The 14,559-nt window shown below is 38.5% G+C and carries 13 protein-coding genes and 1 riboswitch; of the genes, 11 read left to right on the forward strand and 2 right to left on the reverse strand.

The genetic code is table 11. The features are described 5' to 3' along the window. Positions 1 to 24: 24 nt before the first annotated feature. The 7 genes from ACNHOZ_RS02760 (at position 25) to ACNHOZ_RS02790 (ending at position 7,973) form a co-directional block, all read left to right on the forward strand. Positions 25 to 750: a pseudouridine synthase gene (locus ACNHOZ_RS02760; protein ID WP_028411537.1), complete on the forward strand. Its 726-nt coding sequence runs from the start codon at positions 25 to 27 to the stop codon at positions 748 to 750. A 198-nt stretch (positions 751 to 948) separates the two neighbouring features. Then, on the forward strand, positions 949 to 1,470 hold the full coding sequence (resA, locus tag ACNHOZ_RS02765) for a thiol-disulfide oxidoreductase ResA (protein WP_028411536.1): 522 nt from the start codon (positions 949 to 951) through the stop codon (positions 1,468 to 1,470). Between the two features lie 12 nt (positions 1,471 to 1,482). Then, positions 1,483 to 3,105: a cytochrome c biogenesis protein ResB gene (locus ACNHOZ_RS02770; RefSeq protein ID WP_048019797.1), complete on the forward strand. Its 1,623-nt coding sequence runs from the start codon at positions 1,483 to 1,485 to the stop codon at positions 3,103 to 3,105. An 11-nt stretch (positions 3,106 to 3,116) separates the two neighbouring features. After that, positions 3,117 to 4,295, forward strand: a complete 1,179-nt coding sequence (gene ccsB, locus ACNHOZ_RS02775; protein ID WP_034270935.1) for a c-type cytochrome biogenesis protein CcsB — start codon at positions 3,117 to 3,119, stop codon at positions 4,293 to 4,295. A 328-nt stretch (positions 4,296 to 4,623) separates the two neighbouring features. Continuing rightward, a complete protein-coding gene (locus tag ACNHOZ_RS02780) occupies positions 4,624 to 5,340 on the forward strand; it encodes a response regulator transcription factor (RefSeq protein ID WP_013059051.1) in 717 nt (238 codons plus the stop codon). After that, complete coding sequence (locus tag ACNHOZ_RS02785) at positions 5,340 to 7,112, forward strand: ATP-binding protein (protein ID WP_048019798.1); 1,773 nt, start codon at positions 5,340 to 5,342, stop codon at positions 7,110 to 7,112. The genes ACNHOZ_RS02780 and ACNHOZ_RS02785 overlap by 1 nt, the downstream gene beginning before the upstream one ends. Before the next feature lie 171 nt (positions 7,113 to 7,283). After that, complete coding sequence (locus ACNHOZ_RS02790; RefSeq protein ID WP_048019799.1) at positions 7,284 to 7,973, forward strand: peptidoglycan DD-metalloendopeptidase family protein; 690 nt, start codon at positions 7,284 to 7,286, stop codon at positions 7,971 to 7,973. Positions 7,974 to 8,004: 31 nt separating this feature from the next. Here ACNHOZ_RS02790 and serA read toward each other — a convergent pair whose 3' ends face one another. Then, positions 8,005 to 9,579, reverse strand: a complete 1,575-nt coding sequence (gene serA, locus ACNHOZ_RS02795) for a phosphoglycerate dehydrogenase (RefSeq protein ID WP_048019800.1) — start codon at positions 9,577 to 9,579, stop codon at positions 8,005 to 8,007. Between the two features lie 299 nt (positions 9,580 to 9,878). Then, positions 9,879 to 10,022: riboswitch (FMN riboswitch) on the forward strand. Positions 10,023 to 10,176: 154 nt separating this feature from the next. Here serA and ACNHOZ_RS02800 point away from each other — a divergent pair. Further along, a complete protein-coding gene (locus ACNHOZ_RS02800; RefSeq protein WP_028411530.1) occupies positions 10,177 to 10,752 on the forward strand; it encodes an ECF transporter S component in 576 nt (191 codons plus the stop codon). An 81-nt stretch (positions 10,753 to 10,833) separates the two neighbouring features. Here ACNHOZ_RS02800 and ACNHOZ_RS02805 read toward each other — a convergent pair whose 3' ends face one another. Further along, positions 10,834 to 11,082, reverse strand: a complete 249-nt coding sequence (locus ACNHOZ_RS02805) for a ferredoxin (protein WP_013059046.1) — start codon at positions 11,080 to 11,082, stop codon at positions 10,834 to 10,836. 257 nt (positions 11,083 to 11,339) lie between these two features. Between ACNHOZ_RS02805 and ACNHOZ_RS02810 the strand changes: the two genes are divergently transcribed. Genes ACNHOZ_RS02810 through ACNHOZ_RS02820 form a run of 3 tightly spaced genes read left to right on the forward strand, consistent with a single transcriptional unit; the run spans position 11,340 to position 14,535 of the window. Beyond that, entirely contained in the window at positions 11,340 to 12,389 is a 1,050-nt protein-coding gene (locus tag ACNHOZ_RS02810) for a helix-turn-helix domain-containing protein (protein ID WP_048019801.1), read from the forward strand. A gap of 23 nt (positions 12,390 to 12,412) precedes the next feature. Next, positions 12,413 to 13,930, forward strand: coding sequence for a RecQ family ATP-dependent DNA helicase (locus tag ACNHOZ_RS02815; RefSeq protein WP_028411528.1), 1,518 nt, complete (start codon positions 12,413 to 12,415; stop codon positions 13,928 to 13,930). Continuing rightward, positions 13,930 to 14,535, forward strand: a complete 606-nt coding sequence (locus tag ACNHOZ_RS02820) for a CPBP family intramembrane glutamic endopeptidase (protein WP_255905592.1) — start codon at positions 13,930 to 13,932, stop codon at positions 14,533 to 14,535. The genes ACNHOZ_RS02815 and ACNHOZ_RS02820 overlap by 1 nt, the downstream gene beginning before the upstream one ends. Positions 14,536 to 14,559: the final 24 nt, after the last annotated feature.

The following is a 14,559-nucleotide window of genomic DNA, read 5'->3' on the forward strand; positions in this document are numbered from 1 at the left end:
GATGTTACAAGAGGTGAAGTGTTAATGGAACGATTACAAAAAGTGATTGCTCACGCAGGTGTAGCATCAAGACGTAAAGCTGAAGAATTAATCGGCCAAGGCCGAGTGAAAGTAAATGGAAAAGTTGTAAAAGAATTGGGCACGAAAGTAGGTCCTAACGATAAAATTGAAGTAGACGAAGTGCCGGTAGAAAGCGAAGCGCCCGTTTATTTTATGCTATACAAACCAAGAGGCGTGATTTCAGCTGCTAACGACGACAAAGGAAGAAAAACAGTCGTTGACTTCTTTCCACATGTAGAAGAAAGAATTTACCCTATTGGACGTCTGGACTATGATACGTCGGGTCTACTTCTTTTAACAAATGATGGTGAATTTGCTAATCAGCTAATGCACCCGAAATTTGAAGTGGATAAAGTGTATGTGGCTAAAATTAAAGGAATCCCAAGTCGTGAAAGCATCAGACAGCTGCAGCGCGGAGTGATGCTTGAAGACGGAAAAACAGCACCAGCTCGTGCAAAAGTTCTTTCCATTGATAAAAGCAAGCAGACGGCAATCGTAGAACTGACGATTCACGAAGGGAAAAACCGTCAAGTACGTCGCATGTTCGATGCAATCGGACATTCTGTATTAAAGTTAAAACGTGAGCGCTACGGACCTTTAGACTTACGCGGATTAAATGCAGGAGAAGCACGCGAGCTTACGGCTCATGAAGTCAAACAATTATATTCAATGTCTCAAACAGGTAAGTAATTTTCACTTACCTGTTTTTTTTATGAAAAATGTCGTGAATTAGAAAATCAAGCAAGGTTTTTTGAAAAAATGTCGAACTTGTAGAATGAGAGGAAGACTTCACAGAAACGTCGAAATATTATCGGAAAGCCACTACCAAAAAAATGATATAATGGTAGAAAAAAAGCGTATTGAAAGCGGTTAAAAGGAGTTCGTGCTATGAAAAAAAAGCGCTTGATTATTCGAACAGTTATATTAGCAGTTTTACTGTGCGCGGTTGGATATACCCTTTATGCTCAATTTTTTGCTGATAAACAAAAGGTATCGGTAGGAGATGAGGCACCTGACTTTATATTAAGAGATATTAATGGAGAAACTCATCAGCTATCAGATTACAAAGGCAAAGGAGTTTTTTTGAATTTTTGGGGAACATGGTGCAAGCCCTGTAAACAAGAGATGCCGGCGATGGAAAAGCAGTATGCAGCATATAAAAAGCAAGGCGTTGAAATTTTAGCTGTTAACGTTGCAGAAACGAATATAGCGGTAGAGCAGTTTGCTAAACAGTATGGGCTATCTTTTCCAATTTTGATGGATAAAGATTCACAAGTGTTGGGTGCGTACGGGATAGATCCTCTTCCGACTACGTTTTTAATTGATAAAAACGGAAAGATTGTAGACAGCTTTATTGGCGGATTAGAAGAATCTAAAATAAAAGAATATATGGAAGAAATTAAACCATAGGGAGTGTTGACAATGAAACACGTAAAATGTGAATGTGGACACGTTAACCCGCATGGTACGATTTTGTGTGAAGCCTGTGGTAAACCAATTGCAGAAGAAACAACTGAAAAATTAGTAGATATGCGTTATGAAGGAAGCGCAAGGCGATCGCAAACGTACAATAAAACAGTTATCGATAAAATATGGAATTTTTTATCTTCTGTAAAGGTAGGCATTTGGATCATTATTGTGACGCTTGTTGCGTCTGCAGTCGGAACCATTTATCCTCAAGAAGCTTACATACCTCCTAATGTGACAGCAGGTGAGTATTATCAAAAGGAATATGGATGGACAGGAGAGCTTTATTATAAGTTAGGTTTTCATCATCTCTATGAATCGTGGTGGTACTTGCTTTTAATTGCTGCTTTAGGAATGTCGTTAGTCATTTGCAGTTTAGATCGAGTAGTGCCTTTGTACCGAGCTCTAAAAAAGCAGAGCGTAACAAAACATCCAAACTTCTTAAAGAGACAGCGTTTATACAGCACTTCATCATCGTGGACGGATCAAGATTATGAACATGTAAAAAGCATGCTGAAAAAAAGAAGATACTCTATTCGCGAAGAAAAGGGCAATCTGCTGGCTGAAAAAGGACGCTTCTCAAGATGGGGTCCATACGTTAATCATATCGGTCTCATTATCTTTTTACTAGGTGCTATGCTTAGATTTGTACCAGGTATGTATATAGATGAAGTTCTTTGGATCCGTGAAGGTGAAACAAAAGTTATTCCTGGGACGAACGGAGAGTATTTTTTGAAAAACCATCGTTTTACTGTGGAAACGTATGATAAAGATAGCGAAAGCGCCGTGTTTCAAGAAGCAATTGATCGCGCAGGGAATAATAAAGTAGCCAAAAAATATGAAGCGGATGTTAGTCTGTATAAGCGCGAAGGAAAGCTTATACCGGGAGCAGATCCAAAGCTAAAAAAAATAAAAGATTCAGAGATTCGTGTGAATCAGCCGCTTAAGTTTGAAGGATATGCCATGTACCAAGTGGACTTCAAGTTAAATGAGTTTAGCTCTATGTCTTTCCATTTAACAGATAAAAATGCAAATAAAAACGTTGGTTCACTTACAGTAGATTTACATAATCCAAAAGCAACATATGATTTAAAAAACGGATATAAAGTCAAGCTCATGAGCTACTTTCCAGACTTTTTCTTTGATGATGAAGGAAACCCAAATACAAAAACAAGAGTGCCTAACAACCCGGCTTTTGTATTTAAAATGATTACGCCTCAGCATAAAAAAGGCGAAGTTGCTTTTGTTGGAATTAGAGAGAACTTGGAACCACTAGGAAATAACGATTATAAAATGACCTTTGCTGGTGTGGAAACGAAAAATGTAACGGGATTAACCGTTCGCAGAGACTATACGCTTTGGTTTTTAGGGATTGGCGGAGCCATCTTTATGATTGGTGTGATTCAAGGGATGTATTGGAATCATCGCCGCATGTGGATTCAAAAAGTCAATAATGAGATATGGTTGGCCGCACATACAAATAAAAACTGGTATGGTCTTAAAAAAGAATTAAATGGTTTATTAGAATCCACATCCCTCACACAGCTGAAGGACCAAAATGATAAAGAAACAAAATAGGAGGAAAAAGCATGGATTACGCGAGTATAAGTAGTAATTTACTGTATGTGGCGTTTATTGCTTATTTAGTTGCAACCTTTTTTTTCGGAGGAGCTATTCGAGATAAGCGAGCAGCTCAAAAGAAAACAAAGTGGGCAACGTTTGGAATTGCGGTTACCATCATCGGTTTTATTGCACAGATTGGCTATTTCATTACAAGATGGATTGCATCAGGCCACGCTCCTGTTAGTAATTTATTTGAATTTACGACGTTTTTTGGCATGATGCTTGTTGGCGCATTTATTGTTATTTACTTTATTTATCGTCTTAGCATGCTTGGACTTTTTGCCTTGCCGGTGGCTCTTTTAATCATTGCTTATGCAAGCATGTTTCCAACTGAAATTACGCCGCTGATACCAGCTCTCCAGACGAATTGGCTGCATATTCACGTTACAACCGCAGCTACGGGTGAAGCCGTGCTTTCCATTAGCTTTGTTGCAGGATTGATTTATTTAATCAAAACAATTGATCAATCCAAGCGAAATAAAAAAGCATTTTGGCTGGAATTCATCCTGTATACGCTTATTAGTACGCTTGGGTTTGTAGCGGTGACGCTGGCTTTTAATGCGGCTCACTACGAGTCATCATTTAATTGGGTTAATAAAAGTGGCGAACAAGAGCAAGTCGTATATCATATGGTTCCGCTAGTGGGGCCTCATCAAAGTGAGTGGACAGACGGGAACGACATACAGCCGCTTGTTGATATGCCGGCTATTATCAATGCTAAAAAATTAAATACGGTTATTTGGTCGTTAGCCGGTGGGTTTGTCTTATATTGGCTGATTCGTCTTATTTTACGGAAGCGAATTGGAGCCGCACTGCAGCCGCTTGTGAAGCAGGTAAACAGCGACTTGCTTGATGAAGTAAGCTACAGAGCAGTGGCGATTGGATTTCCTATTTTTACATTAGGAGCACTTATTTTCGCTATGATTTGGGCTCAGATGGCCTGGACGCGCTTTTGGGGATGGGATCCCAAAGAGGTGTGGGCGCTGATCACCTTTTTATTTTATGCCGCTTTTCTTCATCTTCGGCTGTCTAAAGGGTGGCACGGTGAAAAATCAGCTTGGCTGGCAGTTGGCGGATTTGCCATCATCATGTTCAACTTAGTGGCCGTGAACCTAGTTATTGCAGGTTTACATTCATATGCGTAACCTTTAAAAATAGAATAGAGGCTGAAATAAAGATATTTTAGTTGAAGAAGATCCGAACGATGAGTTGAGATTCTTGATGGAGAATCACATTCGTTCGGATTTTTTTATTTGCATGGTGAACGGAGGCTTCATATATGTAGTTGCTTCTAGCTCCTGTATTTTATCTGTCCATCTGTAGATTGGATGGATTTCGATATGTCTCAACCTCTTTTTTGAGGAAAAAAGCTATTTTTCATAAAGGTGTTCACGAATTGTCACATTGTTTGGGTAACATAAGTAGAACTCGCCGGTTTTTTTTTGTACACTAAGACTAGGAGGTTGAAAATACATGCAAAACGAACAAAGATTACTGCTAGTAGACGATGAAGATCGCATTAGACGATTGTTAAAAATGTACTTAGAAAAAGAAGGATACATCATTGAAGAAGCAGCCGACGGGCATGAAGCAATCGAAAAAGCGTTACACATAGATTATGATTTGATTGTATTAGATTTAATGATGCCTGGCATAGACGGTATTGAGGTCTGTAAACAAATTCGCGAGAAAAAAGCAACTCCTATTATCATGCTTACAGCTAAAGGTGAAGAAGTAAACAGAGTCCAAGGGTTTGAAGTAGGTACAGATGATTACATCGTTAAGCCGTTTAGCCCAAGAGAAGTGGTTCTTCGCGTAAAAGCACTGCTTCGACGTTCTTCTCAAGCAACGTTTATTCAGCCAGAAACGAGCGTGAAAAACCTTATTGTCTTTGATCACTTAACGATTGATAATGATGCACATCGCGTTACAGCAGACGGAAAAGAAGTTAACTTAACTCCAAAAGAATATGAATTATTGTGCTACCTTGCAAAAACGCCAGATAAAGTATACGACAGAGAGCAGCTGCTGCGTGAAGTGTGGCATTATGATTTCTTTGGAGATCTTCGTACGGTAGATACGCACGTCAAGCGTTTGCGTGAAAAGTTAAATCGCGTATCGTCACAAGCGGCGAAAATGATCGTAACCGTTTGGGGAGTAGGGTATAAATTTGAGGTTGAAAATAACTGATGTTTTGGAGAAGTGTAGTTGGTAAACTATGGTTTACTATCCTATTGCTCGTTACGCTTGTTTTATTTATTTTGACCATTTTACTGCTTCAGTTTTTTGAAAATTATCATGTTGTAGACGCAGAAAACCGTTTAACTAAAACGGCTGCTAAAATCTCTACCATTGTGCAGGAAACAGAGGATGAAAAGCTAGGACTATCCATTGCTCGTGAACTTGCAGATCAAGCAAGTGTAGTTATTGTTCAGGATAAAGATTTCTATTGGCATTCCACACATCCTGATAAAGAAAATAAGAAAGCTATTTCGGCCATTGTTAAACAAAACGATCAGCTAAATCAAGTGGTTGAAAAAGGTAAAGTAATACGGGAAAAAATGTACATGACCACAAAGAAAGACACGAGTGATGAGCCTTTAATGTTTGTTGTCGGTGTACCTTTAATGAAAGATAATAAACCGACAGGCGGCGTTTATTTGTATCAATCTCTTTCTGAAATTGAAGAGCCCGCTCAATATACGACTAAGTTCATTTTATTGGCTGCAGGTATTGCTATTATTTTAACTACTATCTTTGCTTTTTTCTTATCCACTCGAATTACAGCACCTCTTAGAAAAATGAGGCAGGCGGCATTTGAAGTAACAAAAGGGAATTTTGATACAAAAGTACCTATTTTAACTCACGATGAAATTGGAGAGTTAGCGATTGCTTTTAATCAAATGGGCAGGCAGTTAAAGTTTAATCTCAATGCGCTCAATCAGGAAAAAGAACAGCTTTCAAGTATTTTAAGCAGTATGGCAGACGGTGTTATTACGTTTAGTAGAGACGGATCGATTTTAATTACCAATCCCCCAGCGGAGCATTTTCTTCAGACTTGGTATTACGAGCAGGATGTGAACAACCAGCAGGTGCCTGAGCTTCCAGCAAACGTCGTGCATTTGTTTCAAACGGTAGTAGAGACTGAAACGGAGCGAAGTGCAGAGTTGAAAATTCAAGGGAAAACGTGGGTCATTTTAATGTCACCGCTCTATAATCAAACGAAAATCCGCGGTGCTGTAGCTGTACTGCGAGACATGTCTGAAGAGCGTAAACTTGATAAATCAAGAAAAGATTTTATTGCAAACGTGTCTCATGAATTGCGTACACCTATTTCTATGCTTCAAGGTTATAGTGAAGCTATTATTGACGATATTGCAAGTACGGATGAAGAAAAGAAAGAAATTGCACAGGTGATTTATGATGAATCACTCCGTATGGGCCGGCTTGTAAATGAACTTTTAGATTTAGCGCGAATGGAAGCGGGACATGTGCAGCTTCACTTAGAATCTGTAGCAATGGTTGAATTTACAGAACGTGTTTTGCGCAAGTTTCAAGGGTTAGCTAAAGAAAAACATATTAAACTGTCTCTTAATGGAAAAATAGAAAATGAATTTGAAGCGATGATTGATTCAGACCGTATGGAACAAGTGCTGACAAACTTAATTGATAATGCCATTCGTCATACGGATGACTACGGAGAAGTAAAGCTGCATCTTGATAAAAGTCAATCCGAAATCCATCTTTCTGTTCAAGATACGGGAGCAGGGATTCCAAAAGAAGATCTTCCGTTTGTATTTGAGCGATTTTATAAAGCTGATAAAGCCAGAACGAGAGGAAAGTCAGGAACTGGTCTTGGGCTTGCGATCGCTAAAAATATCGTGGAGGCACATCAAGGGATTATTGCAGTTGAAAGTGAATTAAATGAAGGAACAACTTTCTTTATCAAACTGCCAAAGTAAACACATGCTAAATAACAGTTTGTCTTCGGCTGAAATAATAAGAATAGCAAAGAGATGTGATTCATTGGAGAATCACATCTCTTTATTTTTTCTGTAAACAAGTCTAAAAGAGAAGGAATTGGCATATAGTATGTTTTGTGTGCAATGATCTACATAGGAGGTTCTTTCTTCATGATTGACGTGTTAAGAAGAATATTGGTTGTATTAGTGATGGGATTGTGTATAGGTCTTTTATTTTTGGGCGGGCAAATGGTAAAGGCAGAAGAGAAGCAGTGGGAGTGGCCGGTTGAAGGAGTCTTAACTGATATATTTGGTTCTCGTCACGCCAAACACTTTGGAATCGATATAGCAGCACCTGTTGGTACACAGGTGTATGCTGTTGCAAAAGGAGTGGTGAGCCGCTCTTATTATTCAAATACATACGGGCAAGTTGTTTTTATCAAACAAACGAATGGATACGAAACGGTCTATGCTCATCTAGAGAAACGACTTGTTGCAGAAGGAAATTCTGTAGCCCCAGGTCAAAACATTGGATGGGTTGGCAATACAGGACGATCTTCAGGTGCACATTTGCATTTTGAAGTTCATCAAGGAAGTTGGAATCCGGATAAAACCAATGCGGTAAACCCACTCGCCAAATTGGACAAGCAAAAACTATCGGCATACGTAAAAAACGATTTAGCTGCCACGGTTTTTCAGCAGTTACATCAGGCTTCTGATAACTGTATTCTTATCCATCAAGGAGATACATTATCTGAACTTGCGGCCAAATATGAAGTCGATGTGGAGCAGCTAAGAAAGTGGAATCATTTAGAGAACACCGCTTTAAATGCAGGACAAGTGTTAAAAATAAGTCCATAAAAAAAGAGCCGCTAAGGCTCTTTTTTCAATGTCACAACTCAATGCGCTGTATGGTCACAATTTCGCTTGTTTGTTTTAATGAAGTGATGACAGAATCATCTAAAAGTTTATCAAACGTGAGCATCATAATGGCTTCTCCGCCTTTTTGCTTACGGCCCACTTGCATGGTAGCAATGTTAATACGTAAATCTCCAAGTACTTTCCCTACATTTCCAATAACTCCGGGCTGATCACTGTGACGGATATAAAGAAGATGTCCTTCTGGATAAAAATCAATATCAAACGAATCAATATTAACAATTCGAGGTCCATATCCTGCTATATAAGTGCCCGTAATCGTAAATGTACGCTGTTCGCCTGTTACTGTAACGTCAATTATATTAGAATATCCTTGCGTATCTTCCGATGTTTTTTCACCAAATGTAATTCCTCGTTCTTTGGCAATCATAGAAGCATTGACTTCGTTAACAGGTGAGTCAATACGATGGGTTAAAAAGCCTGATAACAAGCTCCGTGTAATATAAGTGGTTTCTAAATCCGTCACTGTACCTCCGTAGGAGATCGAGATATGCTGAACGGGTTCTCGCATGCATTGAGATAAAATAGCTCCCATTTGTTTAGTAAGGCTCGTAAACGGCTGAATTTTTTCAAAAACTTCTTTAGAAAGCGTTGGTAAATTAATGGATGAACTTACAGGATTACCTTCTAGAAAATGCAGAACGTCATGTGCCACGTCTTCAGCAACGTTAAGCTGGGCTTCTTTTGTAGAAGCTCCTAAATGGGGAGTTGTAATAACTTGATCAAAATGTAACAAAGGGTTATCAATCGGCGGTTCAACTTCAAATACGTCAATAGCTGCACCTTGAACATGGCCAATTTCTAAATAATGAACTAAGGCTTTTTCATCAATGATCCCGCCGCGTGCGCAGTTTAATAAAAATACACCCTTCTTTGTTTTGGCTAATGTTTCATGATTGAGCAATCCCTTGGTTTCTTTCGTAAGCGGAGTGTGTACGGTAATTACATCCGCTGCTGCTAGTAATTCATCCAGGGATAATAGTTCTACGCCTAGCTTTTCAGCTCGGGAAGAGGTTAAAAAAGGATCGTAAACGTGAACGCTCATATTGAAGGCTTTTGCGCGTTTAGCAAGCTCTGAGCCAATTCGTCCAAATCCGATAATGCCCAGGTGTTTGCGATTAAGCTCTGTTCCAACAAATGCTGAGCGGTTCCATTCGCGCGCTTTGACTGAAGCATTTCCTTGGGGGATATGCCGAAACAAGCTAGCCATCATAGCAAATGTATGTTCCGCCGTTGAAATGGTATTTCCGTTCGGCGCGTTAATAACGACAACCCCTCGTTTGGTTGAGGCTTCAATATCAATATTATCGACACCTACTCCAGCGCGAGCAACAATTTTTAAATTCGGCATTTTTGCCAGCAAATCCTCTGTAACCGTCGTAGCACTCCGTACTAAAAGCGCATCGTACGTATGCAAATCATTCTCAACTTCTTCAACTTTTTTTCGCGTAAGATTCACATGAGGAGCTTCGAGTAGTGGAGCAAGACCTTCATTGCTAATTGAATCAGCTACTAATACGTTATACATGACGTGAACATCTCCCTTGGATTTTACTATCATCAAATATTTGATAATTTACCATGTTAAAAAAATTCTGTCAATTATATTTTTTAAACTTTACAATTAGTTATCAAATACACAATTGTAAACGTAAAATTGAAACTATAAATATGTCATAATGCTGTTGGTTATGCACTTATTTCCTTATTTTACATATAAAACAGTAATGAAGTTTATAAAAGACATCAATTTAATAGGAATTAAAAAAACTTCTTTATTTACTTTTAATTCGAGATAACATATAATAAATTCATAATTAAATATTGGTCTATCTTCGGGGCAGGGTGAAATTCCCGACCGGCGGTAAAAAAACAAATTGTTTTGAGCCCGCGAGCTTATATGTAATACATACGAGCAGATTTGGTGAAATTCCAAAGCCGACAGTACAGTCTGGATGGGAGAAGGTGGAGGTTCAGCGTTCAAAACCTAATGTGATGAACGTTTATTAAATATGCCTGCCATGTCTCCTCTCAACGAATCATTTGTTGGGAGGTTTTTGCGTGGGGATATGAAGTTGAACCTTTCTTCTTTGAAGAGTGGATCACAAAGAAGGAGAGAGGCAAGATGCAACAAAGTAAGAAAACTCAAAAGCTGGTTATACTAGGAATGTTGAGCAGTATTGCTTACATTTTAATGATGATTAATTTTCCGATTCCTGGATTACCTCCGTTTTTAACAATTGATTTTAGCGAAATTCCTGCACTCGTAGCAGCACTTGTATTTGGACCTATGGCTGCTGTTATAGTAGAAGGAATAAAAAATTTATTGAATTATTTAATTCAAGGAAGTGCTACAGGGGTTCCGGTTGGTCAAGTGGCGAACTTTGTAGCTGGTTTACTGTTCGTTCTTCCTGTATCATATATGTTCCGTCGATTTAAAACAGCTAAAGGCGTAACGATAGGTTTGGTTACGGGTACGGTTGTAATGACGGTACTCATGGCTGTCTTAAATTATTATGTCTTTTTACCGGCGTATACAATCTTCTTACAATCGCCAGAAATGTCTAGTGAACAAGCGCGTCAATATATCGTTGCAGGTATTTTGCCGTTTAACTTAATAAAAGGAGCAGCAACAGGGGTTATTTTTGTCTTATTGTTTTCAAAAATGAAGCAATGGATCACGCGCCGCGTTGCTGTTTAATTCAATCGCTCTCCCGGGGAGAGCGATTTTTATATATAAAAAAACCTGCAGCATGTACTATACTACAGGTTTGTTCAATACTTATTCGAATTTATTAGCATCGCCTTCGAATTTTTCATCCGCTACGCGAATTGAATCCGTAGGGCAGCCTTCCATTGCATCCATCATATCATCTTCTAGATCTTCTGGAATTTCTACTACACCTTGGTTATCATCTAATGTTACGAATGCAATACCTTCATCATCATAATCATAAATGTCTGGTGCTGCTGCTCCGCAAGCGCCGCATGCGATGCAAGTATCTTTATCAACAATTGTATATTTTGGCATAACAAGACCTCCTGTAAAGTGTTCGAAAATTTCTCATTATATAATCTCTTCGCGAATCAAGAGTGAAATTTCTCCTTATTCATTGTAAAATGATTTATAAAACTTTTCAATAGAAAAGTCACTGAGAATGCTTATCAAATCAAGGTTTCTTCACTTATCCAAACGTTTTGATACATAAAGGAAAGAGCTAAAAAGCCTTTATCTCACATGCTATTGGTCACTTTTGGTACAATGAATGAGAAAGGAAGTTGACACCTTTGAATTATATTCAAGTTAGCATTTTATTTTGTATAAAACAGTTAAAAGGTGAGCGAACCGCCTATGGTATTTATCATTTATTAACAGGTAAAAAGTCAGCACAAACAATTCAAGACGGAAAAATTTTTGGAATCTCTTTTCTTTTTCAGTCATTTCTTTACTTAGATAAACGGTCTTTTGAAACCTGCGTTGCATATTTAAAAGAACAGCAGTATATCGAAGAAACTGAAAATCAAAAGTATGTGATGACAGATAAGGGACGAACACGCCTTGAAGATGAACTGACGGCTCGGCCCTTTCATCCAGCTTTAGACGGATGGAAATTCGCAAGCAGTACTCAATTATTTTTAGCAAGAATCACTTTGTTCATTCAGACCTTATCAAACCTACAGTATTTTCAAAAAGGGTTTTTACCCATTTCCAAAAATCCTGAGGTCATTCAATGGGTCAAAACGTATATTATGTCTCAAAAGCAAACGCGTCAAGAGTTAGCCGCCGAGCTATTCAAAGAGCTCCGAACGTGCTTGAAAGATTGTACGGAACGGGATGCGTCTCTTTTTGTTTTGCAACTGACTGGATACGAAAGAGTAGGCTTTACAAAAAATCAGTTAGCATATCAATATGAACTCGATGAGCATTATGTGCATATTCAACTTTTAGGGGTTATTCATCATATCATTGAAAAAGTGAGTCAAAATAATGAAAGCTTTCATGTACTTTCTTCTTTTTTGCATGATCTATATTTAGAATTGCCTTTGACAAGCTCGACGTTAAAAACGTATAGCTGGCTTCAAAAAGGAAAGGCGCTTGAAGAAATTGCTTATATAAGGCGTTTAAAAGAAAGTACAATTGAAGATCATATTGCAGAATTAGCTCTGTTTGTTCCATCTTTTTCAATCGATGCATACGTATCGCCTAAGCAGCAGGAAGAAATTATCTCGGCTTTTGAAAGTTTGCGTACAAATAAATTAAAGGCGATAAAGGAAGAAGTAAAAGACGACGTTACCTATTTTCAGATTCGTCTCGTATTAGCAAAACATTTTACCTGATACTAAAAAAAGTGGTGTTTGATGTGAAGATAGAACAACTTCTACAGAAACAATTTGGCTATAGCCAATTTCGACTAGGACAAAAAGAGATTATTCAAGATATTTTAACAGGTCATAATGTGTTAGCGGTTCTTCCTACAGGAACAGGGAAATCATTGTGCTATCAGCTCCCCGCTTATGTGTTGAACCGACCGGTGCTGATTGTATCTCCTTTAATTTCACTGATGGAAGATCAAGTTCAACAACTAAAGGCAAGTGGAGAAAAGAGAGTTATTGCCTTAAATAGTTTCCTACAACAAGAAGAAAAAAGACGGGCGCTAAAAGATTTAGCTTTTTATCGTTTTATTTATGCATCTCCTGAAATTTTGCAAAACGCTGTTGTGGTAGAAGCATTAAAACAGGCAAAGGTAGGCCTTTTCGTTGTGGACGAGGCGCACTGTATTTCTCAGTGGGGACATGATTTCCGTTTGGATTATCTTCAGTTAGGAGATATATGGAAGGAACTTGGCAGTCCGCTATGTCTGGCACTAACAGGAACTGCGACTAGGGAAGTAGTGGAAGATATTAAGCGTTACTTATCGCTGCCTGCTGTCAACGAGCACATCTATTCCATGAATCGAAGTAATATTGCGATGAAAGTTGATTTTGTTGCAAGTATTGAAGAGAAAAAAGAGAAGTTGCTGATGTACGTTAGTGAACTGCAAAGTCCAGGAATTATCTATTGTTCCAGCCGATCTTGGACAGAAGCATTAACACAGCTTCTAAAGGAAAATGGGATACAGCGAGTGCAGTATTACCATGGGGGAATGGAACCGAATGAAAGAATGCTTGTTCAACAGCAATTTTTAGAAAATCAGCTGGATATCATTTGCTGCACAAGTGCATTTGGAATGGGGGTTAATAAATCGAATGTTCGCTTTGTTATTCATTTTCATACACCTACGCAGCTAGAAGCATACGTACAGGAAATTGGAAGAAGTGGACGCGATCAGCAAAACAGTATTGCGATTTTGCTTTATGCTGAAGGAGACGATGATTTTGCTCATTCTTTACTTGAAATTGAGCTTCCTTCTTCAGATATCATCTTATACTGCCTGTCGTATTTACGAAATCATGATCAGGCCATTCCTTTAAAACAAGTAGAGTCTCATTTTCTTTATACAGTGGGTATTCAAGAAACACATTGGCGATTTATTCGTTATTATTTGTACAGAGAAAATGTAGTGGAAAATGAACATGTTGAACCTAGGAAAATCCCTGAATCGCTGCATGAAACGATTGTTGCAGCTGTAAATAAACGTCTTCGAAACAAACATGACAAGTACCGTGCGATGAAGGAGTTTATTGAGGCAAAAGAATGCCGTCGTCAGGTGCTGCTTGGCTATTTCAATGAGCTGGGAAAATCAGAGCTTCAGAATTGTTGCGATTGCTGCGGATTGGATTTAGAAGCCTATAAAAAAACAAATGGTGAGCAAGAGCAATGGACATTTCAAGGCTGGGAATTAGAATTAGCTCGTTTGCTTCGTCAAGGAGAGATATAATGGCAAAGTCACAGCAAGAGCTTATTTCATCCATGACGGATGCAGAGCTGGTTAAAAATTTATATGTAACGCAGCTGCTCATCTGCTTTATTGCTTTAGGCATCGGTTTTTTCACATTTGATTCGTGGCATTCCTTTTTACAGTTTTTTGAGCTGGATTGGGCTTCTATTTTATTGTACGGGGGAGGTACAGCTCTCTTGGTAGTAGGAGGAGATATGCTTCTAATGAAATGTGTACCCGAGCATTTATATGATGACGGAGGGATTAATGAACGTTTATTTGCTAATCGTTCCATTCCTCATCTAGCCCTTATTTGCCTAATCGTTGCATGTTCAGAAGAAATATTATTTCGAGGGGTTATACAAGTTCAGTTTGGCCTTTTTTGGGCGAGTATCGTATTTGCACTCGTTCACATTCGATATTTAAAAAAGTGGTTTCTTTTTATTTCGATTGTGGTTTTAAGCTTTTTAATAGGGTTGCTGTTTTGGTGGACTGAAAATTTGTATGTCACGATTTTCACTCATTTTCTCATTGATTTTTTATTAGGCCTGCAGATACGAAAGTCAAAAGGGAAATCTGTACAGCCAGAAGAACTCATGCAGTAAAGGTTAAGGAAACAGCCATTATTT

The organism is Priestia sp. D51, assembly GCF_053345675.1.